This window comes from Comamonas testosteroni ATCC 11996 (assembly GCF_000241525.1).
Taxonomy (GTDB): Bacteria; Pseudomonadota; Gammaproteobacteria; order Burkholderiales; family Burkholderiaceae_C; genus Comamonas; species Comamonas testosteroni.
Genome location: NZ_AHIL01000033.1, coordinates 1 through 22817 on the forward strand (window position 1 = coordinate 1; position 22817 = coordinate 22817).

Below are 22817 nucleotides of genomic sequence, written 5' to 3' on the forward strand. Positions count from 1 at the left end.
CATGATCGGCAGGGCTTTTTTTTCTGGCCGCAGCCAAGGCTTCATTGGGTGGCCACGATATTGCGCAGCATGCTCTGCACCGCACTGGGCCAGGGGATATCTGCGCCGTCCACATCGGTGAACACGGTCTGCCTGCCCTCGCTGAGCAGCCAGACGCGCAGGCCGTTGCGCACCGGGTCGATCACCACGGCGGCCATTTCCTCGCCGCCCTGATGCTGGCGGTTGCCCATCACGTACAGCAGCGCTGCGGAAGGCTCCAGCGGACCCAAGGCCTGCAGGTTCTTGAGCAGCGTGTCGTACTGAGGGCCCATCAGCGTCTTCAGCCGCTGGGCCAGCACGCCATCCTTCACATAGTCCACTCCATCCCAGCGGTACTTGCCCTGCAGCGGCTTGAGGCTGTCCAGGCCTGGCTCGCCGTCCTTGGCCACATGGGGAACGCGCACTTCCTCGACGGGGGCCGTAGCCGCCTCCTCGATCTGCGCCGTGGCAGCGGGCGGAGCCGCCGCCGCAGCAGCCGCTGCCCGGACATCCTCTGCAGCGGCGGTGGGAGACGGGGCCTTGGTCTTATCGCAGGCGACCAGCAAGGCCGCAGCGGCCAGCGCAACCGCCGCGGTGCTCACAAAATTGCGTGACATGAACTCACTCTCCTTGTTCGGCTCGGTTGTTTTCCATGACATTGTGAATCCAGCTGCGGCAGATTCGAGGCTTACAGGGCGACAGAGCGGGTCATTGACTGCAGGCGGCTCGGCATGCCCCGGCCCGTGGCACACTCGGGCTATCGCGGCCCTGCGGGCCCACCCTCTTCAAGAGCAGCGGCACCTTGTGTACGCTGCCAGCACAGCCAGTCTTTGCAAGTCTTTGACCGCTTTTTGCACCATGAACTCCAGCACCTGCACCCTGCGCCCCGTGCGCTGCCAGTACGAAACCTTTATGCGCCATGTGTTCGAGCACGGCGCGTCCAAAACCGACCGCACGGGCACGGGAACGCGCAGTGTGTTCGGCTACCAGATGCGCTTCAACCTCAATGAAGGCTTCCCCCTGGTCACCACCAAGAAGGTGCACCTGAAGTCCATCATTCTGGAGTTGCTGTGGTTTCTGCGCGGCGACAGCAATGTGAAGTGGCTGCAGGAGCGCGGCTGCACCATCTGGGACGAATGGGCCGACAAGCAAACCGGCGACCTGGGCCCGGTGTATGGCGTGCAATGGCGCAGCTGGCCCAAGGCCGACGGCACGCATGTCGACCAGATTGCCGAAGTCGTCAAGCAGCTCCAGAGCAATCCCGACAGCCGCCGCATCATCGTCAGCGCCTGGAACGTGGCCGAGCTGGACCAGATGGCCCTCATGCCCTGCCACTCCTTCTTCCAGTTCTATGTGGCCGACGGCAAGCTCAGCTGCCAGCTCTACCAGCGCAGCGCCGACATCTTCCTGGGCGTACCCTTCAACATCGCCAGCTACGCGCTGCTGACCCATATGCTGGCCCAGCAATGCGGCCTGGAAGTGGGCGACTTCATCTGGACTGGCGGCGACTGCCACATCTACAACAACCACTTCGAACAGGTGCAGACCCAGCTGTCTCGACAGCCCTTCGCCTATCCGACGCTGAACATCAAGCGCAAGCCCGACTCCATCTTCGGCTACGAGTACGAAGACTTCGAAGTGCTGGACTATCAGCACCATGCCGGCATCAAGGCGCCTGTGGCGGTCTGACTACTGCCTCTCGGATCACTATAAAAATCAAAGCTGCCATCGTTTGACTGCAAACGATTTCAAGTATTTTCATACCTGAAATCCATAACTGACAGGCGCCAGCAGCTTCTTTATTGATAGCTATGGCCATTCAACTCATCTACGCTCGCGCAGCCAACGGCGTCATCGGCAAGGACAACACCATGCCCTGGCACCTGCCGGAAGACATGGCGCACTTCAAGGAGCTGACCCGGGGCTGCGCCGTCATCATGGGCCGCAAGACCTGGGACTCGCTGCCTGTGCGCTTCCGCCCCCTGCCGGGCCGCAGCAATATCGTCGTCACTCGCCAGGCCGACTGGCAAGCCGAGCCGGCATCCGAACAGGTCCTGCGCGCCGCCAGCCTGCCCGAAGCACTGGAGCTGGGTCGCAAGCTCTCGCAAGACGTCTGGGTCATCGGCGGCGCGCAGATCTATGCCCAGGCCCTGCCGCTGGCCGATGCCGTGGAAGTGACCGAAATCGGCCGCGACTTCGAAGGCGATGCCTTTGCCCCCGAACTGGGCAAGCAGTGGCAGGCCGTGAGCCGCAGCGAGCATGTCTCTGCCAATGGCCTGCCCTACAGCTTTGTGCGCTTCGAGCGCCAGGGCTGACCCTTGCTCCGGGTTCATGCCATGCGGTATCGCATCGGCATCGGCCGGCAGTCCGGCATGAGACAAAACTCTCTTGCCCTCGCGGTGTTGCATTGCAACAATTGTCAGCTTCACTGCATGACTGCCGTATGACAATGGCAAGGCAGCCTGCTGCAGCCTGAGCCCTCCAACCCCGCAAGCCTATCGCCCTTTCATCATGAGCCTAGTCCAGCCCCTGCCTCCTGGCGCCCTCGATATCGTTGGCGATATCCATGGCGAATACGCCGCGCTGGTGCAATTGCTGGGTCACCTGGGTTATGACCTGCAGGGCCATCACCCTGAAGGGCGGCGACTGGTGTTTGTCGGCGACTTCTGCGACCGCGGACCGGACAGCCCTTCGGTGCTCGCGCTGGTCGGCGCCATGCTGGCCTCGGGCACGGCCCATGCGGTGCTGGGCAACCACGAAATCAATCTGCTGCGCGAAGATGCCAAGGATGGATCGGGCTGGTTCTTCGACAGCCGCATCGACTCCGATCAGCCCAAGTACGCGCCTTTCGCGCGCATGCCGGCCGAGCAGATTCCCGCCATGCTCGAGCAGCTCGGCCAATTGCCGATTGCGCTGGAGCGCGAGGATCTGCGCATTGTTCATGCCGCCTGGCGGCCCGAACAGATCGCCATGATTCGCCAGCTGCCCAGCGGCAGCGCACGCGCCGCCTACGACCACTTCGAGACGATTGCCGAAGAACAGTCCATCGCCCAATGCGTGGCCGAGCGCATGCGCCAGGAAGAGCAGAGCTGGCCTTACAGCCTCGAAGACTATCGCCATGAGCCGCCGTTTCTGCCGGCCCATAGCGAAAACGAACTCAACAAGGCCATGGTCAACCCTCTGAAGGTGCTGACGGCCGGCGTGGAGCGCGAATGCCGCAACCCCTTTTACGCAGGCGGCAAATGGCGTTTTGTCGAACGCGTGGGCTGGTGGAATGAATATGAAGAAGCGCCCGCCGTCATCGTCGGCCACTACTGGCGCCGCCTGCGCCCGGCCGACGCCCCGGCGCATGGCTCGCAGTTTGAAAACCTGTTTGGCGCAACGCCCCCGCTTTCATGGCACGGCCTGCGCGGCAATGTGTTCTGTGTGGACTATTCGGTAGGAGCGCGCTGGCTGGACCGCCTGCGCGGCCACAACCCCGTGCAGCGCAGCAAGCTCGCCGCCATGCGCTGGCCCGAGCGCGTACTGGTCTTTGACGACGGCACACAGGCCATATCGGAAAATTTCGAGCACTCCGTGGCGCTGCGCGATTGAAGCCATCCTCCACGCCTGCCGGCCCTCGCGGCATCAAGACAGCCGCTGCCTGAATCCAGGTCTGGGCCTAGACCTATTTCGCGGGCGACTGCCGCGCGTGCTGCACCCACTCCTCAAAAGCAGAGCCGTCAGGCAGCACGCAGGTATTTCGATCAGCATCCGCCCCCTTCTCGGTGCGCAGCACGCCGCCCTGTTTCTTGCAGTTGGCCTCAGAGGGGTTGCCAAAATTGACCGAAACCGATTGCGCGCAGCCGCTGACTGCCGCCACGACGATCATCATCCCTGCCAGGCTTGAAGCATGTTTCATGGGCTCAATGTAGCAAACCCCTGCACGCCGGCCCATGCGCATGGGGCTTCAAAGTCGCAAATGCCAGGGTCCGCCACTGAAGGGATCATGGCGGACAGCCTTGCCGGCTTCAGAGAAGGCCAGGCTTGCTATGCTGTCAGCCACTGCGAGAAAGATGCCCGCCAAGGGCTCTGTTTGGGTAGCCAGACTGGTAGCTGGAGGCCTTTTACCGGCAGCCGCCCCCTTGGAACCCGCATGAAATAAGGAAAGTTGAAGAAGATGAAAATTGCCACCTGGAATGTGAACTCCTTGTCCGTACGGCTGCCGCAGGTACTGGACTGGCTTGCCGCCAACCCCGTCGATGCGCTGGGACTGCAAGAGCTCAAGCTCACCGACGACAAGTTCCCGCACATGGCGTTCGAGGAAGCCGGCTACAAGGCCGTCAGCCACGGCCAGAAGACCTATAACGGCGTGGCCTGGATCACGCGCGAGACGGGCCGTGATGTGGTGCGCAACATCCCGGGGCTTGACGACGAACAGGCCCGCATCATTGCCACGACCATAGACTCGCCGAACGGCGAGATTCGCCTGATCAACGGCTACTTCGTCAACGGCCAGGAACCCGGCTCGGAAAAATTTGCCTACAAGATGCGCTGGTTGCAGGCACTGCACGATTGGATCCAGAACCAGATGACCCTGCATCCGCGCCTGGTGCTGGTGGGGGACTTCAACGTGGCTCCCGAAGATCGCGACTCCTACGACCCCGTCGGCCTCAAGGACACGATCCACCATACGGTGCAAGAGCGCGACCATTTCCAGCGCCTGCTGCAACTGGGCCTGAGCGATGCCTTCCGCATGTTCGAGCAACCGGAGAAAAGCTACTCCTGGTGGGATTACCGCATGCTGGGCTTTCAGAAGAATCGCGGCCTGCGCATCGACCATATTCTGGTCAGCGAGGCTCTCAAGAGCAAGGTCAGCGCCTGCAGCGTGGATCGCGCTCCGCGCAAGAACAAGCAGCCCAGCGACCACGCCCCCGTGGTTGTCACACTGGACTGAGGCAGGATGCGGCTCAGGCCGCGCCGTGGCTGAGCCACTGCAAGGCCTGCAACTGGCCGCGCAGCAGCATCACATGGCGTTTGAGCAGCTTGGCGACTTTGACCGGCAAATCCAGCTGAACAGTGTGCTCGGTGCGCTCCAGCCAGGTCTGCAAGCGACGCAGCACATCCAGCCAGGTTTCGGCCGCCGCCTCTCCCAGGTAGTCGAGCCAGGTCCTGCGCACTCGCTGCAGCAGACCGCCCTCATCCAAGGCCATGGGTAGCGGGGCCGCCGCAACACCATCAAGCAGCTCCTCCAGTTCGGAAACCAGCTTGCGTGAATCCTGCGAGAAACGGCGCAGGGCATCGACAGCCATGCTGGAGTCCGCGGTCGTCAGAAACAGCCTGGAGCTTTGCGCAAAGCGCAGTCCTGCCTGTAACGCCAGAGCAAGACTGTTCTTCGCCATCTGGCCCAATACGGCCTCCGCGCAAGGCTTGGACGCGGGTGGAACAATCGCGCGGCGCCAGGCTGCCTTGACGGCTGCTCTGACCTGAGACCAGTCCAGCAGACTGCCCCCGCAATGCAGCGACCACTGCTGGCGCAACTCGGCCTCCAGGGATTCGAAACTCCTTCTCCCCCCCGAAGCCGTCTGCCGAGCCCGATATCTGCCGGCCTGCCAGCCCAGCAGATAGGCGGGGTAATACTGGTCAAAGCCACGCCCCGGAACGAAGTAAGGCTCGCACATATAGCGCTCGTGCCAGAAGGCCTCCTCGGCCTCCGGCATCTGCAGCAACGGCGACAAGGCGCTCGCATCCTGCGGGAAAGACCCCGGTGCAGGCGGGAAAGAGATGGATAAAGGCAAGGCAGACAACGCAAACAGTCCAATCAACAAAAGGCCTGTTGATTGTTATCCCTGCGCCATCTGCCTCATGTCGTCAACCGTGATTGCACCATGTAGGACGGATAAATCTCACCGCGAGAGCGAGTAGCCACTGCACTGTTTCAGTCGAAATTCTCGTTTTCCAGCCCCAGCTCCTGCAGCTTTCGGGTAATGGTGTTGCGACCAATCCCCAGTCGGCTGGCAGCCTCCACTCTGCGGCCATGCGTGGCGGCCAGAGCCGTTCGCAGCAACTGCGCCTCGAACTGATGGGACAGCTGATCCCATACATCGTGGTGACCCTGCGACAACAGTTCCTCAGCCTGCTTGCCAAGCCCTTGCAGCCAGCCCTCGGTCAATGCCGGAGCTTCGGCCAACGGCGTTGCCGCAGCGCCTGGCACGGACATGGCCGCCGCCTCAGGCAGGTTTGCCCTGGACTGGTCCAGGCCCACACCACTGCTCAATGCGCCGGCAAAGACTGCCGTGTTCACCGATGCAGGGCTGCCCAGCACTTCGGGCGGCAAGTCCTTGAGTGCAATCTGCTGGGCCGGCGCCATGACGGTCAACCAGTGACAGATGTTTTCCAGCTGGCGCACATTGCCCGGAAAGTTGAAGGCCTGCAGACGGCTCATGGCGGCCGTGCTCATGCGCTTGGGCTCCACCCCCAGCTGACGCGCGCTTTGCTGCAGGAAATGCTGGGTCAGCATGGGCACGTCCTCCTTGCGCTCGCGCAGCGCGGGCAGGCGCAGGCGGATCACATTCAGACGATGGAACAAGTCCTCGCGGAAAGCGCCGTCCTTGACGCGCAGCTCCAGGTCCTGGTGGGTCGCGGCAATCACGCGAACATGGGCCTTGACGGCCTGATGTCCGCCAACCCGGTAGAAATGACCGTCGGAGAGCACCCGCAGCAGACGCGTCTGCAGCTCGAACGGCATGTCGCCAATTTCATCGAGAAACAGCGTACCGCCTTCGGCCTGCTCGAAACGCCCCCTGCGCTGGGTCTGCGCGCCGGTAAAGGCGCCGCGCTCGTGACCGAACAGTTCGGACTCCAGCAGGTCTTTCGGAATGGCGGCGGTATTGATGGCCACAAACGGTCCACCAGCAACGGGAGAATGCTTGTGCAGCGCTCGTGCTACCAGTTCCTTGCCGGCACCGGACTCCCCGGTGATCAGCACCGTGACATGACTCTGGCTCAGTCTGCCGATGGCACGAAACACGTCCTGCATGGCAGGTGCCTGGCCCAGCATTTCCGCCTGCACCGGTGCCTGCACATCGGCCACCTCCTCGCGCTGGCTTTCCTCCACGGCGCGCCGGATCAGCTCCACGGCCTTGGGTACATCAAATGGCTTGGGCAGATACTCGAAAGCTCCGCGCTGAAATGCCGAGACTGCACTGTCCAGATCGGAATAGGCCGTCATGATGATCATCGGCAGCCCGGGCTGCTGCGCCCTTACCTGCTCCAGCAGCTCAAGGCCCGAGCCGCCAGGCATGCGTATATCGCTGACCAGCACCTGTGGAGCCTGACGCTCGGGATCGCTGTTGTCCACATCAGCCAGGGCCTTGAGCACATCGCGCGGCTGGGTAAAGCTGCGAATGGGCCAGCCTTCACGCCCCAATGCTTTTTCAAGCACAAAGCGGATGGAAGGGTCGTCGTCCACAATCCAGATTGGCTTCATTCGTGCAACATCCTTCCCTTCTTCTGCATATTGATAATGTCAGGCTTTATGGCAGCGGTATCAGGATTCGGAAATCCGTCCTCCCCGGCTGGCTCTCGCATTCGATCAGGCCATGGTGACGCTGCACAAAGGTCTGAGCCAGCGTCAACCCCAGGCCGGATCCGCCGTCTCTGCCCGAGACCAAAGGATAGAAAATCCGTTCCTTGATGGCATCTGGCACGCCTGACCCGTTGTCGATTACATGCAATTCCAGTGCCAATCTGTAGCGCTCGCGCCCCAGAGTGACCTGTCTGGCCACACGCGTCCTCAGAATGATCTCGGCATCGCCCTCTGCAATGCGCCGCCCCAGCGCCTGGGCCGCGTTCTGGACGATATTGAGCAGTGCCTGTATCAGCTGTGCGCTGTCGCCTCTGAACTCGGGAATGGAGATGTCATAGTCACGCGTGATCTTGAGTCCCTGGGGGTGCTCGACCAGCACCAGCGAACGCACGCGCTCGCAGACCTCGTGGATGTTGACGTCGCCCACCTCATGCGGGTGGCGATGCGGGGCCAGCAACCTGTCCACCAGCGCCTGCAGGCGATCGGCCTCGTGAATGATGACCGTGGTGTATTCCAGCAGCTCGGGCGTGACCAGATCCATCTGCAGCAGCTGGGCTGCGCCGCGGATGCCGCCCAGCGGATTCTTGATCTCGTGCGCCAGATTGCGAATCAGCTCCTTGTTCGCCAGCGCCTGCTCTCGGATGCGTTCCTCGCGGTCCTGACGGGCCTGCTGCTCCAGCGGCCACATCTCCACCATGACATGGCCGGCCTTCTCGGCCAGTGAAACGGCCGCGTGAATCGGCAAGGGCTCCTGCCCCAGGCGCAGCAGGCTGGCCTCGAAGCGCAGTGCAGCAAAGTCGTTGGAACGGGCGCCGCTGAGCGCCTTGTCCAGCAAGGCAGGCTCGGCAAAGCAGGTAGCAAAGTCACTGCCCACCATGATGCGGCGCGACTGACCCAGGGCGTTTTCCAGCGCCGCATTGACAAAGCGCACCATGCCGTACTCGTCAAGCACGGCAATCAAGGTGCAAAGCCAGTCCAGCGATTGGTAGCCGTTGGCATTGGCCTGATCCGTATCAGGCCTGGAGATATCAGGGAGCGGGGCTGCAGTGGGACTCATGCGATAGACCAAAAATGACCAGCCCCAGGGGGCGGATTAATTGACCGCAGGCAGCCGGTCCAGCTCTCGCTTGATGCCTGCGATATCACTTTCCTGGCGTGTGATATCGGCCTTGAGCTTGGCCACCCGCTCCGGGTAGCCCTGAGGATTGCGCAACTCCAGCGCCGTACGCACGGGGTTGCCATCGTTGTACTCTGCCTTCAGCTCGGCCAGTCTGGCCTGGGCCTTGTTCAGCTCGCCTTGCAGGATGGCTCGCGCATCGGAGTCACGCGCTTTCTGAGCGGCACTGTCGCTGCGGGCCGGGGCCGGTGCGCTCGATGCAGAGCCACTTGCCGGCTTGGGCTTGGCCGGTGCCGCTGCGGCATTGCTACCCGAGGGTCTGGTGCCGTGAATCACCGTCACGCCACTGCCATCGACCGGCTTGCACCCTTTGGCCTTGGCCTGCGAAACATTGTTGGTGTACTCATTGCCGCAGCGGTAGATCACATCCTGGGCAGAAACCAGCCCGGATGCAAGACACAGCAACGACAACACATAAAACTTCTTCATTCGGTCCTCTCAGGCAGACGGCGGCCGCAAGTCCGCAATACCCTGAGTATCGCTCCAAGCCTGCGGCTTTTATTGACTACTTGACCGCCACCAACCCGTTTGGTTCCTTTGCTCCCACGCCCGCCGTAGCGGGCGCTCAATAAAAAAGGCGGCTTGCGCCGCCTTTTTTGACCTCTGCTTTACAGCGAGAAGTACATATCGTATTCGACAGGGTGCACCGACTGGCGATAGCGAGTCACTTCGCCCATCTTCAGCTCGATGTAGGCATCCAGCATGCTGTCGGAGAACACACCGCCCTTGGTCAGGAACGCACGGTCGGCGTCCAGAGCTTCCAGAGCCTGATCCAGGCTGTGGCAGACGGTAGGCACCAGCTTGTCTTCCTCGGGAGGCAGGTGGTAGAGATCCTTGGTCGCGGCTTCGCCGGGATGGATCTTGTTTTCCACGCCGTCCAGGCCGGCCATCAGCAGAGCTGCGAAACCCAGGTAGGGGTTCATCAGAGGATCGGGGAAGCGGGCTTCCACGCGGCGAGCCTTGGGGTTGCTGACGTAAGGAATACGGATGGAGGCCGAGCGGTTCTTGGCCGAGTAAGCCAGCTTCACGGGCGCTTCGAAGCCGGGAACCAGACGCTTGTAGCTGTTGGTGCCGGGGTTGGTGATGGCATTCAGCGCACGAGCGTGCTTGATGATGCCGCCAATGTAGTACAGGGCGAAGTCGGACAGACCGGCATAGCCGTCGCCGGCGAACAGGTTCTTGCCATCCTTCCACACGGACTGGTGCACGTGCATGCCGGAGCCGTTATCGCCAGCGTAGGGCTTGGGCATGAAGGTTGCCGTCTTGCCGTAGGTGTTGGCCACGTTCCAGATGATGTACTTCTGCAGCTGTGTCCAGTCGGCACGCTCGACCAGGGTCGAGAAGCGTGTGCCGATTTCGTTCTGACCGGCACCAGCCACTTCATGGTGGAACACTTCGACGGGAATACCGACCGCTTCCAGCAGCAGCGACATCTCTGCACGCATGTCCTGGGTGCTGTCAACGGGAGGCACGGGGAAGTAGCCACCCTTGACGCGAGGACGGTGACCACGGTTACCGGTCTCGAACTTGGTGCCGGTGTTCCAGGGAGCCTCGTATTCTTCGATTTCGAAGAAGGGGTTGTGAGGCTCCGTGCCCCAACGCACGCCGTCGAAGATGAAGAATTCGGGTTCGGGACCGAAGTAAGCGGTATCGCCCAGGCCGGAGGCCTTCAGGTAGGCTTCGGCACGCTTGGCGATGGAGCGGGGATCGCGATCATAGGCCTTGCCATCACCGGGTTCGATCACATCGCACTGCAGAATCAGTGTGGTTTCTTCGAAGAAGGGATCGATATTGGCAGTGTTGGGATCGGGAACCAGCTGCATGTCCGAGGCTTCGATACCCTTCCAGCCGGCAACGGAAGAACCGTCGAAAGCATGGCCCGAGGTGAACTTGTCCTCGTCGAAGTGCGACACGGGCACGGTCACGTGCTGTTCCTTGCCGCGGGTATCGGTAAAGCGCAGGTCCACGAACTTGACCTCGTTATCCTGCACCATCTGCATCACGTCTGCAACGGTCTTCGCCATTAGATCTCTCCTGCCAACTTTGGCTGATCAAATAAAGAATGAATAGTATCTAGCAGTTTGCGTGCCAACTCGACCTTGGCGCCTCACAACAACATCTGCGCACCGAAACCGAGCCTTGGTGTAAAGACATTCGGCACAAGACATAAGCACTTACCAAAGCTGCATCTGCAAACTGCACCAAACAGACGCGCATTGTCGCACTGCCAGAGCACGCAGCACAATTGCACCATATTGGTGAATTTACTTGCACCAAGATGGTGCAATTCTGAAATGGGATTGTTTTTGGTGCATGACACCTGATCCAACCTGCTGCAGACGCTTTTCAGCGAGCCACCGAAGCTGCACCATCCGAATTTTCTGCACCAGGTGCAAACGGGACCTGTGGGTCGGCAGCACTCGGCAGGGTCTGCGCCCTCATCTGCTCCAGCGCCGCCAGACAGAAGTGGGCAAACCACAGTGCAGAGAAGGCAAACACCAGCGCATAAATCCAGATCGCAATCGGAACCAGAATCCAGAAAGCGGCCAGGAACAGCAGCCCGGAAATCCAGACCACACCGGGTGCTGCGCCCAGATAGCCGCAGATCACCCCCATCAGAATGAGCGACATGCGGTGACGGGCAAACAGGGCCCGGCGCTCATCCTTGCTGGCATGCTCGGACAAGGCGTCAAATGCCATGACCCTGTAGGTGAGCCATCCCCAGATCAGGGGCGCCACCACCAGCATCAGCGGCGGGAACACCCATAGCGGCAAAGTGACAAACAAGGCCAGCAGCGCAATCAGCGTGGAGCCGCCCGACCAGACCAGGCTGGCGACAGTAGAGCCGCCATGCTTTTTCTCCAGCCCGACAAAGCGCTTCTCGGCCACCAGTTGCGTGAGCACTGGTGCCATGAACAGGCCCACCAGCAGCAACACCAGTACCACGAGTACCGGCATTGCTCCCAACACCACAAAAATGGAAGCCACCACCTCCGAGGCGTACCCAAGGCCCAGCCCTTGCAGCCATAGCCACAGGGAATGCAGCCAGCCAACCCCGTCCAGCAGGCTTTGCACCTTGAGAACCGCATCGGCCCAGAAGAAGTAACCCAAAAGCCAGGCCATCAAGGCCATGGCCAGAAGCGGCAAGAGTGACCAGACAATGACCCGCTTATGCAGGCAATACGCCAGGGCACGCCAAAAAGAGTCGAGTAGCAAGCTCATGCTGGCAAGCATACTCAAGGATTGACTTATGCGCGACCCATCAATCGCAGGACTGCCAGCCACTGCTGCGCCCAGAAGCCACGGCCATAGTCGCGCAATTGTCCTTTTGCATTCGCTTGCACCTGATCGCGAATGCCAGTGGGGTCATAGCGCAGATCAAAGTTGGCCGTACCAAACAATATGTCCCACCAGGGCAACAATACGCCGAAGTTGTTGCCGTGCACCTTCTTGTTGCGCACAGGCGCCATGGGTTCGTGACCAATACCGATGGCGTGATGACGGCGGTGAAAGCGCGGACTGATCCACAGGCGCTCGCCCAATTGGCCAAACCAGATGCGCACATTGGCATGCTGAAAGCTCTCGCTGAGCTGGGTCAGGGCCACGATGGCCACGAACTGCCCCGGAGCCACGCCAATCAGCTGTGCTACCAGCACGATGATCGCATCATGGATCACGTCGTCGAGCAGGTGATTGCGGTTGTCGCTCCACACCGTCATCTGGCGCTGCGAGTGGTGCACGGCATGCAGCTTCCACCACCAGGTAAAACCGTGCTGACCGCGATGAATCCAGTACTCGACCAGATCGAAGACGACCAGATACATCAACAGACTGACCCAGGCATTGTCCGTCACGCCCGGCCAGATATCGTCTAGATGAAAGCCGGGCATGCCCCAAACATGAAGCCTGCCCATGAGGGCATCCCACAAGGGATCGATCGTGAAGAACAATGCCAGCCGGAAAATTCCCAGCCGGTGAATCAGCGTGTAGAGGATGTCCACACGAATCGCCTGGCGGTCCACCACAGGCTCGACCGGCCGCCAGCGCTGCAGCGGCACGATCACCGCGACCATGACCGCTATCTGCAGCAGCCCCACCAACAGCCAGCCGGTGGCCGTGTAGCCATCTTCGAGCAGGTTCGCCATGCCGAAATGAAACAGAAACGGCTGCACCACGCCTTCGAACAGACGTTGCTGCGCCTCACCAAACATCTGAACCAACCAATCCACAACTCACTCCTCTTGCAGCACTCAGCGGTGCTGCGCAATCCAGCCCTGATACGCCGGATGCTCGGCCAGCGTACGAAAGCAAAAACCCTTATCCAGCAGACCGACGATCAGCGGCTCCAGCACCGCCGGAGCCCAGGGATCCTGGCGCGACCAGATGCCGAGGTGGGCCAGCAAGATATCGCCGCTGCCTATGTTTTTGAGTGCCTGGGCCAGCAAGCGTTCATTCGGATATTTGTCGCTGGGCAGCTCATCGCCCAGAAAGCCTGCCGGCGCCCAGCCCACATGCTGAAAGCCGCCCTGCTGCGCTGCGGCAATCAGCGCGGGCGATGTCTTGCCGCCGGGCGCACGATACAGCGGCAAGGTCTTGCGGCCCGTGATCTGCGCCAGCCGCTGAGCGGAGCGGGCAATCTCCTGGTGGTATTCATCAGCAGACACCACATAGCTCTGACCGGCTCTGGGTCCGGCCGAGGGCTTGACCTTGAAATGTGTGACCTGGCCCGTGGCCTTGTCGCGAATATCGGCCAGCCAGTACATATGGTCAAAGGTATGGGATGCGAGCTGGTGACCTTCGTCGGCACGGGCCTTCCACCAGGGTGCCCAGAAGTCGCCCAGACTGCTGCCCCCCTCCTTCGTGGCCTCATTGGCCGCAAAGAATGTGACGGGAACCTTGTGCTTTTGCAGAACCTGGGCGACCCACTGGGCTATGCCCATATGCCCGGTATCAAAAGTCAGGTAAACCGCCTTGGAGCATGTGCCTGAAGCTATCTTTTTTGAAGTTTCGGCAGCGAAGGCAGGTGCGGCAGACAGGCCGCCGGCCAGCGAGCCGAGCATGAAACAACGTCTTTGCATCCACCCTCCTTGAGGTGGTCAACACGGAGACCAAGCCGCACCTGCCGCTTCGATGCAGCAGGGACAAGCACCTTAGCGCGCAGCGTGGGACAGCGTCCAGACCCCGTGGGGCGACTTGCCCACATTGACCTGATTGACCACCTTCTTCTCCACCGTGTCGATCACCGACAGCTTGCGTGCCCAGCGCGAGGCCACGAAGATGTAGCGGCCGTCGGCCGAGACATCCATGCAGTCGGGGCCGCCAGGGGCCGGGTAATTGGCTACGACCTGGCTGCTGACCATATCGATCTTGCTGATGGTATTGGCCACGCGGTTGCTCACGTACAGATGGCGGTCATCGCCAGCGGCGCGGAAGGCGTGTGCACCGGCAGCCGTCTTGATCTGGCCCAGGCTGCGGGGCTCAGCGCCGGTGATGTCGAACACCTCGACGCCATCGCCGCCGGTCAGGCCGACAAACAGCTTCTTGCCGTCAGGGCTGCCGTAGACGTCCGCAGGCATGGGGCCAGTGGGCACGCGAGCCTTGATGGTCTGGGTGGCGATATCGATGGCCACCAGGGCATCGCTGTCCTGCATGGTGGAGTACAGCGTCTTGCTCTGCGCGTCGATGAACAGATGGCTGGGCGTCTTGCCGGTGGAGACACGCTTGACCAGGGTCGGCGTCTGCGTGGCCGCGTCCCAGCGGTAAAAATCGATGTGATTGAGCCGGTTGGCTGCCGTGACGAACCACTTCATGTCCGGCGAAAAGCGCAGATGGTACGGGTCCACGATATCGCGGATCACGCGCTGCACGGCACCCGTGCGCGGATCCACCAGAGTCAGCGAATCGCCCAGTGCATTGGCCACCACCAGCGACCTCTCGTCCGGCGTCAGGTACAGGTGATGAGGCTCTTTGCCCGTGGGAATGCGCGACTGCTCCTTCCAGCTGAGCGGATCGATCACGCTGATGGACGCATCCAGAGAGTTCAGCACAAAGATGGGCGTGGGGCCTTGAACGGCACGCGCTGCCTGTGCCGGCTTGACGGCAGCAGGCGACGCAGGCGCAGCGCTGCTTGCAGGCGGCGCTGCGGGCGTGGCCGCAGGAGCAACCGCAGAAGCGGCAGCGGCCACCGGTGCGGCTGCCTTGGCAGACTTGAAACCGGGCAATGCCGAAGCCCCCAACCATGCCGCAGCGCCCACGCCCACGACCAATGCCACAGCAGCGCCAGTGCGCCCAATAGAAAGACGTCCCACAACCACCACCTTCTCAGAATCCATGCAGTGTAGCTGCGTCAATGCAGCCGCTGCCAACACAAGCCTTCTGGTTTACAAAGCTTGTTGAAATGCCACGCCAACCTTGCCTGATCGGCGCAGGCCGCATCATGACAACAATTCAAAAACAGGAGCAGCTAGCTCCTGTTTTTATTACGGTACAGCTTTAAAAAAGCTTGAATCCGTTGTAATAAAGGCACATGACGCTCATTTATTGATGAACATCATTGCTCTATAAAAAAAGGAGCCCCAAAAGGGCTCCTTTGCCAACGTCGGTGACGGGTCCTCAGACCTTCCACTTCTCCGCCAGCTTTTCGGGATTCAGCGTGTCATAGCCTTCGAAAGGCTGGTGAATCCAGGGGTTGGTGGCCAGGAAGTCCACCGAATAGTCAGGCTCGAAGGTCGACACGCCCTTGGTCCAGATCACGGCGCTGCGCAGCTCCGTAATGGGTGCGTAGTTGGTCTTGAGCATGGCGATCACGGCCTTGAGCGTGGCGCCCGAGTCCGCCAGATCGTCCACCAGCAGCACGCGGCCGGAAATGTCGCCCTTGGGCGTCGCGATGAAGCGGCCGATGTCCAGATGGCCCTGCACCGTGCCGGCTTCGGCGCGGTAGGAGCTGGTGGACATGATGGCCAGGGGCTTGTCGAAAATGCGGCTCAGGATGTCGCCGGGACGCAGACCACCGCGTGCCAGGCACAGGATGGTGTCGAATTCCCAGCCGGACTGGTGGATCTTGATGGCGAGCTTTTCGATGAGACCGTGGTACTCGTCGTAGCTCACATACAGGTGCTTACCGTCTTCTGTCAGCATGGGCACAGTTCCTTTGAAAGTTCAGTAAAACCCGGCCCGATCAGGCGGCGCTGTACGGGTTGTGCATCAGGATGGTGTGATCGCGATCGGGGCTGGTGGACACCATGGCAATGGGCACACCAGTCACTTCAGCGATACGGTCCAGATAACGGCGAGCATTCACGGGCAGCTTGTCGTACTCGGTCACGCCCACGGTGGAGTCTGTCCAGCCGGGGATGGATTCGTAGATGGGCTTGCAGCGCTCGATATCGTCCGCACCCAGAGGCAGCAGATCGATCTTCTCGCCGTCGAGCTCATAGCCCACGCACAGTTGCAGCTCTTCGATGCCGTCCAGCACGTCCAGCTTGGTGATGCACAGACCGGACAGACCGTTGATCTGGGCCGAACGCTTGAGCAGCGCAGCATCGAACCAGCCGCAGCGGCGCGAGCGGCCGGTGGTCACGCCCTTCTCAGCGCCCACGGTGGACATGACCCAGCCGGGAGTGCCTTCCTTTTCCCATTCCAGCTCGGTGGGGAAGGGACCGCCGCCCACGCGGGTGCAGTAAGCCTTGGTGATACCCAGGATGTAGTGCAGCAGACCTGGGCCCACGCCGGCGCCTGCGGCGGCATTGCCGGCCACGCAGTTGGACGAGGTGACATAGGGGTAGGTGCCGTGATCCACGTCCAGCAGCGTGCCTTGCGCGCCTTCGAACAGCAGGTTGCCGCCTTCGGCGTGCACAGCGTTGAGCTCGCGCGAAACATCGGCAATCATGGGCTTGATCAGCTCGGCATGACGCAGGGCTTCTTCATACACGGCGTCGAATTGCACTTCGCCGTCCTTCATGTAGGGAGCCAGGCCGGCGCCGAAGTCGAAGTTCTTGGAACCCAGCACATTCACCAGAATGTGGTTGTGCAGGCTCAGCAGCTCGCGCAGCTTGGTGGCGAAGCGCTCGGGGTGCTTCAGATCCTGCACGCGCAGGGCGCGGCGGGCGATCTTGTCTTCGTAGGAAGGGCCGATGCCCTTGCCGGTGGTGCCGATCTTCTGCACGCCACCCTTTTCACGGGCCGCCTCACGGGCCACGTCCAGTGCCTGGTGGAAAGGCAGGATCAGCGGGCAGGCTTCGGACACGCGCAGACGCTCACGCACTTGCACGCCGGCCTTCTCCAGGCCTTCGATTTCTTCAAACAGCTTGCCCACGGAGAGCACCACACCGTTGCCGATATAGCACTTCACGCCGGGACGCATGATGCCGCTGGGAATCAGGTGCAGAGCCGTCTTCACGCCATTGATGACCAGTGTGTGACCAGCGTTGTGGCCGCCCTGGAAACGCACGACGCCGTTGGCGCTTTCGGTCAGCCAGTCAACCAGCTTGCCCTTGCCCTCATCACCCCACTGGGTGCCGACGACGACCACATTGCGACCTTTGGATGTATTCATATTCCAATCCGATAAATCGAAGAATTAGTCAAATGCCTTAAATGGCTTGCACGACCCATTGCCCGCCAACATTGGCAAGCTCACGGTCGCAGTGGAACTCGTCCACTTCGCTTTCATGCCCTGGCAGCACGCAGACCACCGTCTCGCCCTGCTGGCGCAATGCGGCAATGGCAGCAGCCACTTGCGCGTCATCGCCCCAGGGAGCGCGGATGGCAGCCTTGAGCGGACGCTCGGGCACGACAGCCACCAGTTGTTTGATATCGAGACTGAAGCCGGCAGCGGGACGGTTGCGTCCGAACACTGCACCGACTTCGTCGTAACGGCCACCGCGCACCAGGGCATCGCTGCCGCCGGGCACATAGATCGCAAAGCGAGTGCCGCTGTAGTAGGAGTAGCCACGCAGATCGGCCAGGTCGAAGCTGACCTTGACGCCATCCAGATGCTGCACCAGCCAGCGCAAATGTGACAGCACATTGCGCACGCCGGCAGTGCGCTCCAGCAGCTTTTCAGCTTGATCGAGCACTTCCATGCCGCCGTACAGCTGCAGCAGCGCCATCAGGCCTTCACGCGAGGCTTCGGGGAAGTCGCGGGTCAGCTGGGCCAGCTCGGTTGCATCCTTGGAAGCCAGGGCTGCATGAACGCCTCGCAGCACTTGCTCGTCCACCATCACGCCGGCCAGCAGGCTGCGCACGATGCGCACATCGGCCAGGTCCACGATGACGTCCTTGACGCCCGCGCCCTTGAGGCAGTCCAGAGCCAGATGCAGGGCTTCGAGGTCGGCTTCCAGGCCTTCATGACCGTAGATTTCGGCACCGAACTGGAACGGCTCACGTGTGGCACGCGGACGATCGGGGCGCGCATGGACCACGGGGCCGCAATAGCACAGACGGGTCACGCCCTTGCGATTGAGCAGATGCGCATCGATACGGGCCACCTGCTGCGTCATGTCGGCGCGCAGACCCATGGTTCGACCGGAGAGCTGGTCAATCAGTTTGGAGGTTTGAAGGGCAAGAGCTTCGCCTGTACCCGTCAGCAAGGACTCCAGATACTCCAGCATGGGTGGCATGACAAGTTCATAGCCATAGCTGCGCGCAGTATCGAGCAATCCTCGACGCAATTCTTCGATGTGCCGTGCCTCGGAGGGCAAAACATCGGCAATGTGATCCGGCAGGACCCAAGCAGACATGGAGAAATGGGGAGGCTGTTAAAAATGCGATTCTACCGGCTTTGCCAGCCCTGCCCAATTTGACCGCTAAGGCCTAGCCAGTATCGGCAGTATTCAAAGCAGCATCAGCATGATGGCGCCTGCTGCGATACAGAGCAATCCGCAAAAGCGCAGCTGCCCATCCCTGAGTTGCAGCAGCTGGGCAAACAGCTGGCGCCACAGCCCGGGCGCGAACAGGGGCAGCAGCCCCTCCAACACCAGCAGCATGGCAATCGCCAGCCCCAGGATCTCCCACCAATCCATTGCCATCCCCCAATAGGCAATGGCCCTCAAGGGGCCATTGCTTGTATCGCTGTCAAAGCTTTCCGAACTTGCGCAAACAAGGATGCACAACAGGCATTGCTATCGGCAAAACACCATGCCTGATCCGAATTTGCGCAAGCCTGGGCTTATTTGCCAGCAGAGCCGCCACTGCGATAAGCCTTGAAGAAGTCGCTTTGCGAGGGATCGAGCACCAGCACATCGCTCTTCTTGGAGAAGCTCTCCTTGTAAGCATCCAGACTGCGATAGAACTGCGCAAACTGCGGATCCTTACCAAAGGACTCTGCGTAGACACGTGCTGCTTCAGCATCGCCCTCACCCTTGATCTTCTGGGCATCGCGGTAGGCATTGGCAATGGTGATGTCACGTTGACGGTCGGCCTCGGCGCGAATCTTTTCACCCTCCGCCGCGCCTGTGGAGCGCAGCTCGTTGGCCACGCGCTTGCGTTCGGCCTCCATACGGCGATAGACGGACTCGGTGATGGTCTCGGCATAGTCCACGCGAGTGATGCGCACATCGACGATGTCGACACCCCAGGGCTTGGAGCCGCGCACGGTTTCCAGCACTTCACGCTTGACGTCGGCCATCAGCGTTTCACGCTTGGAAGACAGCAACTCACGCACGGTGCGGCGGTTGATCTCTTCCTGAAAGGCATTGCGCACCACACGGTTGAGCTGCATGGCACCGGCAGATTCATCCAGACCCACGTTACGGATGTATTCCGAAGGCTCGGAGATGCGCCAGCGCACATACCAGTCGATGACCACGCGCTGCTTTTCAGCCGTGAGCATGGGCTCGGTATCGGTGCTGTCGAGCGTCAGCAGACGCTTGTCGATATAGCGCACGTTCTGCAGCGGTGGCGGCAGCTTGAAGTTAAGCCCGGGCTCGGTGATCACTTCCTTGATCTGACCCAGCGCATAGACCACACCGAACTGACGCTGATCCACGACAAACAGGGTCGAGCTCAGCAAGGCCAGCACCACGAGAATGCTGGTGACAAAAAATCCGATTCGATTCACTGCATTCTCTCCTAGCGTGCGTCACGGTCACGGCTGCGCGCATCGCGGCTGCGAGCATCACCGGCGGGATTGGGTACTACACGTACGTTGGCTGGAGCCGAAGCTGCGCCGCCGGCAGCTGCATCACCCGACGCAGCGGGAGCAGCCGAGCTGCCACCCACGTTCTGCATGATCTTGTCCAGAGGCAGATACAGCAGATTGGAGCCCTGACGCGACTCCACCAGAACCTTGGTCACGCTGGTGTAGACCTGCTGCATCGCATCGATGTAGAGACGGTCGCGTGTGACCTGAGGAGCCTTCTGGTACTCGGAATACAGCGAACTGAAGCGTCCGGCATCACCCTGGGCCTGGGCCACGATCTTGGACTTGTAGGCTGCAGCCTCCTCACCCAGACGCGCCGCCGCACCCGCAGCACGGGGCACCACATCGTTGGCATAAGCCTGGGCCTCATTCTTGGCACGCTCACGCTCCTGACCGGCCTTGAGCACATCGTCAAACGAGGCCTGCACCTGCTCGGGCGGCCGCACGCCGCCTTGCTGCATATTGATGCCCACCACTTCAACGCCCACCTTGTAGCGATCCAGAATGGACTGCATCAGATCGCGCACTCGCGGCGCGATCTGATCACGCTCCTCAGCCAGAGCTGCGTCCATCTTCATCTTGCCGACGACTTCACGCACGGCGGACTCTGCCACCTGGATCACGGCCTCGGAAGGACTGCGGCTTTCGAACAGCCAGGCTCGCGCATCGCTCAGGCGGTACTGCACGGCAAACTTGATCTCGACGATGTTCTCGTCCTCGGTGAGCATTGCCGATTCACGCAGCCCCGTGCTGCGCACGATGTTGTCGCTGCCCACCTCAGCCGAGCGAATCTGCGAAACATAGACCAGCTCATGCTTTTGAACGGGATAAGGCAGGCGCCAGTTGAAGCCCGCGCCCACGGTGCTCTTGTACTTTCCGAACTGCGTGATGACGGCCTGTTGGCCTTCCTGCACGATGAAAAAGCCCGTACCCAGCCAGATCAGCACGGCCACGCCGGCAATCAGGAAAATTCCTTTGCCGGGGTTGAAAGGCTCGCCAGGTTGACCGCCGCTGCGGCTGGGTGGCGCACCACGGCCGTTGCCGGAGCCTCCACCGAACAGGCCGGAAAGCTTGCGATTGAGATCACGCCACACCTCTTCCAGATCAGGCGGCTGGCCTTGCTGAGGAGAGGAAGGACGGGGTCGCTGCTCGGGTGCGGGCGGCATCGGAGGACGCTCCCCTTCGGGTGCCGAGCCGTCCGGCTTGGAGCCATCTTCGTTGTTGTTGTCGCCACGACCCCAGCGCGGATCGTTCAAATTGAACATCCCGCGAATGCGTTGCGGCAGCACCGCCAGGCGATGGACGCGTTGTGAAAAATTCATGCGAGACGTCTCTGTGTTTTCAAAAAGACATGGACCATGGCAAGCATTGTGCCCAATAGGAACGCAAGCCCCTAGTATTGCGCGTCGTCATCAGGGGACATCCAGTACGTATCGTCCTGCCCCTCGACTTCTTCGCGTGCCGCCTCTTCACGTACCTGCAAAACCCGGTCAGCCAACATCTGCCGCAGCTGCGCCAGCCCCTGCCCCGAGCGAGCACTGACAAACACACGCGGCACCGGCATGCCATCGAGCTCATACATATCCTGCAGCATGGCAGGCTGACGCTCGGGCTCAATGGCATCCAGCTTGTTGAAAACCAGAATCTGGGGCACATCATCGGCCCCGATTTCACCCAGAACTTTTTGGACTTGTTGTATTTGTTCGGGGAATCCGGGATTCGATGCATCCACGACATGCAGCAGCAGATCGGCGTCAATCGCCTCCTGCAAGGTCGCCTGGAAAGCATCCACCAGACCGTGCGGCAAGTCACGAATAAAACCGACGGTATCGGACAGGGAAACCGATTCCTCGGCCTCCGCCAGATACATCTGCCGGGTGGTGGTATCCAACGTGGCAAACAGCTGATCTGCGGCATAGGCGCGAGCCTTCACCATGGCATTGAACAGCGTGGATTTGCCGGCATTGGTATAGCCAACCAGGGAAATATTGAAAACTTCGCGACGCGAGCGCTGACGCCTCTGCGTAGAACGCTGCTTCTTGACCTTTTTCAGGCGCTCCTTGGTGCGCTTGATGGCATCGTCAATCATGCGGCGATCCAGCTCGATCTGCTTTTCACCCGGGCCGCCTCGGCCGCCGATACCGCCGGCCTGACGCTCCAGGTGACTCCAGCGGCGCACAAGGCGTGTGCTGATGTATTGCAGGCGAGCCAGCTCCACCTGCAGCTTGCCTTCATGGCTGCGTGCGCGCTGGGCGAAGATTTCCAGAATCAGCATGGTCCGGTCGTTGACCGGCATCTGGATGTGGCGCTCCAGATTGCGCTGCTGCGCCGGACTCAGGGCCTGGTCGAACCAGACTTCCTTGGCGCCGTGCATCTGGGCCAGCATGCGGATCTCATCCGCCTTGCCACTGCCCACGAACAACGCGGGATCGGGGGCTTTGCGCTTGCAGGTCAAGCGCGCCACGGGTTGCAAGCCAGCGGTCTGTGCCAGCAGGCCCAGCTCTTCCAGCTCGTCGTCGAAATGGGGAACACCAAAATCCACGCCCACCAGCAGCACTGGCGCAGACGCGGAGCGTTCAAAGGATTCAGAACTCAAATACCTGTCCCGTAGGGTAAGAGCCGCGCCGGGCTAGCCGGCGGGCGTTGACGCAAGAAAGCTTAGGCTGCAGCGGCGTCGTTGTCAGCCGGAGTAGCGGCCGAGAAGTTCACGGCGCGACCGGGAACGATGGTGGAGATGGCGTGCTTGTAAACCATCTGGGTCACAGTGTTGCGCAGAAGCACCACATATTGGTCGAACGACTCGATTTGGCCCTGCAGCTTGATGCCGTTGACCAGATAGATGGAGACCGGCACATGTTCACGACGCAGTGCGTTCAGGAACGGATCTTGGAGGAGTTGACCTTTATTGCTCACGA

General features: G+C 61.1%; 23 protein-coding genes. 4 read left to right on the forward strand and 19 right to left on the reverse strand.

All coding sequences use genetic code 11. The features are described from left to right. Positions 1-41: 41 nt before the first annotated feature. Complete coding sequence (locus CTATCC11996_RS14660; RefSeq protein WP_003077495.1) at positions 42-635, reverse strand: hypothetical protein; 594 nt, start codon at positions 633-635, stop codon at positions 42-44. A 241-nt stretch (positions 636-876) separates the two neighbouring features. On the opposite strand from CTATCC11996_RS14660, the gene CTATCC11996_RS14665 reads away from it, so the two are divergent. From CTATCC11996_RS14665 to CTATCC11996_RS14675, 3 genes are all read left to right on the forward strand, one after another. Further along, the gene (locus CTATCC11996_RS14665; RefSeq protein ID WP_003077501.1) at positions 877-1707 is read left to right on the forward strand and encodes a thymidylate synthase; all 831 of its coding nucleotides are present in this window, start codon (positions 877-879) and stop codon (positions 1705-1707) included. A gap of 122 nt (positions 1708-1829) precedes the next feature. Beyond that, complete coding sequence (locus tag CTATCC11996_RS14670) at positions 1830-2333, forward strand: dihydrofolate reductase (protein ID WP_003077504.1); 504 nt, start codon at positions 1830-1832, stop codon at positions 2331-2333. Between the two features lie 196 nt (positions 2334-2529). Beyond that, entirely contained in the window at positions 2530-3612 is a 1083-nt protein-coding gene (locus CTATCC11996_RS14675; RefSeq protein WP_003077505.1) for a metallophosphoesterase, read from the forward strand. Between the two features lie 73 nt (positions 3613-3685). Here the strand turns inward: CTATCC11996_RS14675 and CTATCC11996_RS14680 are convergent, their stop codons facing one another. Beyond that, entirely contained in the window at positions 3686-3919 is a 234-nt protein-coding gene (locus CTATCC11996_RS14680) for a putative hemolysin (protein ID WP_233506474.1), read from the reverse strand. Between the two features lie 258 nt (positions 3920-4177). Here CTATCC11996_RS14680 and xth point away from each other — a divergent pair, with 258 nt between their 5' ends. After that, a complete protein-coding gene (gene xth, locus CTATCC11996_RS14685) occupies positions 4178-4954 on the forward strand; it encodes an exodeoxyribonuclease III (RefSeq protein WP_003077509.1) in 777 nt (258 codons plus the stop codon). A gap of 13 nt (positions 4955-4967) precedes the next feature. On the opposite strand, the gene CTATCC11996_RS14690 is transcribed toward xth, so the two are convergent. The 17 genes from CTATCC11996_RS14690 to hfq all read right to left on the reverse strand — a co-directional run bounded on the left by CTATCC11996_RS14690 (position 4968) and on the right by hfq (position 22815). After that, complete coding sequence (locus CTATCC11996_RS14690) at positions 4968-5735, reverse strand: hypothetical protein (protein ID WP_236597806.1); 768 nt, start codon at positions 5733-5735, stop codon at positions 4968-4970. A 200-nt stretch (positions 5736-5935) separates the two neighbouring features. Next, positions 5936-7486, reverse strand: a complete 1551-nt coding sequence (gene ntrC / locus CTATCC11996_RS14695) for a nitrogen regulation protein NR(I) (RefSeq protein WP_003077513.1) — start codon at positions 7484-7486, stop codon at positions 5936-5938. 46 nt (positions 7487-7532) lie between these two features. After that, positions 7533-8642 (reverse strand): nitrogen regulation protein NR(II), encoded by a 1110-nt coding sequence (glnL, locus tag CTATCC11996_RS14700; protein WP_034349238.1) that lies wholly within the window; start codon positions 8640-8642, stop codon positions 7533-7535. Positions 8643-8678: 36 nt separating this feature from the next. Then, positions 8679-9191, reverse strand: a complete 513-nt coding sequence (locus tag CTATCC11996_RS14705) for a hypothetical protein (protein WP_003077517.1) — start codon at positions 9189-9191, stop codon at positions 8679-8681. A gap of 179 nt (positions 9192-9370) precedes the next feature. Next, a complete protein-coding gene (gene glnA / locus CTATCC11996_RS14710) occupies positions 9371-10786 on the reverse strand; it encodes a type I glutamate--ammonia ligase (protein WP_003077519.1) in 1416 nt (471 codons plus the stop codon). Between the two features lie 322 nt (positions 10787-11108). Then, complete coding sequence (locus tag CTATCC11996_RS14715) at positions 11109-11996, reverse strand: EI24 domain-containing protein (RefSeq protein WP_003077521.1); 888 nt, start codon at positions 11994-11996, stop codon at positions 11109-11111. A 14-nt stretch (positions 11997-12010) separates the two neighbouring features. Beyond that, positions 12011-12991, reverse strand: a complete 981-nt coding sequence (locus CTATCC11996_RS14720) for a sterol desaturase family protein (RefSeq protein ID WP_003077523.1) — start codon at positions 12989-12991, stop codon at positions 12011-12013. Between the two features lie 21 nt (positions 12992-13012). Continuing rightward, positions 13013-13840 carry a polysaccharide deacetylase family protein gene (locus tag CTATCC11996_RS14725; RefSeq protein WP_034349241.1) on the reverse strand — a complete coding sequence of 276 codons (828 nt, stop codon included), beginning with the start codon at positions 13838-13840 and terminating at the stop codon, positions 13013-13015. Positions 13841-13912: 72 nt separating this feature from the next. After that, on the reverse strand, positions 13913-15094 hold the full coding sequence (locus CTATCC11996_RS14730) for a YncE family protein (RefSeq protein ID WP_003077526.1): 1182 nt from the start codon (positions 15092-15094) through the stop codon (positions 13913-13915). A gap of 280 nt (positions 15095-15374) precedes the next feature. Continuing rightward, entirely contained in the window at positions 15375-15899 is a 525-nt protein-coding gene (locus CTATCC11996_RS14735) for a phosphoribosyltransferase (protein WP_003063794.1), read from the reverse strand. 40 nt (positions 15900-15939) lie between these two features. Then, positions 15940-17316 (reverse strand): adenylosuccinate synthase, encoded by a 1377-nt coding sequence (locus CTATCC11996_RS14740; protein ID WP_003077528.1) that lies wholly within the window; start codon positions 17314-17316, stop codon positions 15940-15942. A 37-nt stretch (positions 17317-17353) separates the two neighbouring features. Beyond that, a complete protein-coding gene (locus CTATCC11996_RS14745; RefSeq protein WP_003063798.1) occupies positions 17354-18502 on the reverse strand; it encodes an ATP phosphoribosyltransferase regulatory subunit in 1149 nt (382 codons plus the stop codon). Positions 18503-18595: 93 nt separating this feature from the next. Next, on the reverse strand, positions 18596-18784 hold the full coding sequence (locus tag CTATCC11996_RS14750; protein ID WP_034349243.1) for a DUF2065 family protein: 189 nt from the start codon (positions 18782-18784) through the stop codon (positions 18596-18598). A 146-nt stretch (positions 18785-18930) separates the two neighbouring features. After that, positions 18931-19821 carry a protease modulator HflC gene (hflC, locus tag CTATCC11996_RS14755; RefSeq protein WP_003077535.1) on the reverse strand — a complete coding sequence of 297 codons (891 nt, stop codon included), beginning with the start codon at positions 19819-19821 and terminating at the stop codon, positions 18931-18933. Between the two features lie 11 nt (positions 19822-19832). Further along, entirely contained in the window at positions 19833-21224 is a 1392-nt protein-coding gene (gene hflK, locus CTATCC11996_RS14760; protein ID WP_003077537.1) for an FtsH protease activity modulator HflK, read from the reverse strand. Between the two features lie 71 nt (positions 21225-21295). Continuing rightward, on the reverse strand, positions 21296-22459 hold the full coding sequence (gene hflX, locus CTATCC11996_RS14765; RefSeq protein ID WP_003077539.1) for a GTPase HflX: 1164 nt from the start codon (positions 22457-22459) through the stop codon (positions 21296-21298). A gap of 101 nt (positions 22460-22560) precedes the next feature. Then, the gene (gene hfq / locus CTATCC11996_RS14770) at positions 22561-22815 is read right to left on the reverse strand and encodes an RNA chaperone Hfq (protein ID WP_012839170.1); all 255 of its coding nucleotides are present in this window, start codon (positions 22813-22815) and stop codon (positions 22561-22563) included. Between the last annotated feature and the right edge of the window lie 2 nt (positions 22816-22817).

Coding starts and splice junctions, on each gene's coding strand:
- CTATCC11996_RS14660 (WP_003077495.1), bottom strand. CDS start 635: ATGTCACGCAATTTTGTGAGCACCGCGGCGGTTGCGCTGGCCGCTGCG.
- CTATCC11996_RS14665 (WP_003077501.1), top strand. CDS start 877: ATGAACTCCAGCACCTGCACCCTGCGCCCCGTGCGCTGCCAGTACGAA.
- CTATCC11996_RS14670 (WP_003077504.1), top strand. CDS start 1,830: ATGGCCATTCAACTCATCTACGCTCGCGCAGCCAACGGCGTCATCGGC.
- CTATCC11996_RS14675 (WP_003077505.1), top strand. CDS start 2,530: ATGAGCCTAGTCCAGCCCCTGCCTCCTGGCGCCCTCGATATCGTTGGC.
- CTATCC11996_RS14680 (WP_233506474.1), bottom strand. CDS start 3,919: ATGAAACATGCTTCAAGCCTGGCAGGGATGATGATCGTCGTGGCGGCA.
- xth (WP_003077509.1), top strand. CDS start 4,178: ATGAAAATTGCCACCTGGAATGTGAACTCCTTGTCCGTACGGCTGCCG.
- ntrC (WP_003077513.1), bottom strand. CDS start 7,486: ATGAAGCCAATCTGGATTGTGGACGACGACCCTTCCATCCGCTTTGTG.
- glnL (WP_034349238.1), bottom strand. CDS start 8,642: ATGAGTCCCACTGCAGCCCCGCTCCCTGATATCTCCAGGCCTGATACG.
- CTATCC11996_RS14705 (WP_003077517.1), bottom strand. CDS start 9,191: ATGAAGAAGTTTTATGTGTTGTCGTTGCTGTGTCTTGCATCCGGGCTG.
- glnA (WP_003077519.1), bottom strand. CDS start 10,786: ATGGCGAAGACCGTTGCAGACGTGATGCAGATGGTGCAGGATAACGAG.
- CTATCC11996_RS14715 (WP_003077521.1), bottom strand. CDS start 11,996: ATGCTTGCCAGCATGAGCTTGCTACTCGACTCTTTTTGGCGTGCCCTG.
- CTATCC11996_RS14725 (WP_034349241.1), bottom strand. CDS start 13,840: ATGCAAAGACGTTGTTTCATGCTCGGCTCGCTGGCCGGCGGCCTGTCT.
- CTATCC11996_RS14730 (WP_003077526.1), bottom strand. CDS start 15,094: ATGGATTCTGAGAAGGTGGTGGTTGTGGGACGTCTTTCTATTGGGCGC.
- CTATCC11996_RS14735 (WP_003063794.1), bottom strand. CDS start 15,899: ATGCTGACAGAAGACGGTAAGCACCTGTATGTGAGCTACGACGAGTAC.
- CTATCC11996_RS14740 (WP_003077528.1), bottom strand. CDS start 17,316: ATGAATACATCCAAAGGTCGCAATGTGGTCGTCGTCGGCACCCAGTGG.
- CTATCC11996_RS14745 (WP_003063798.1), bottom strand. CDS start 18,502: ATGTCTGCTTGGGTCCTGCCGGATCACATTGCCGATGTTTTGCCCTCC.
- CTATCC11996_RS14750 (WP_034349243.1), bottom strand. CDS start 18,784: ATGGATTGGTGGGAGATCCTGGGGCTGGCGATTGCCATGCTGCTGGTG.
- hflK (WP_003077537.1), bottom strand. CDS start 21,224: ATGAATTTTTCACAACGCGTCCATCGCCTGGCGGTGCTGCCGCAACGC.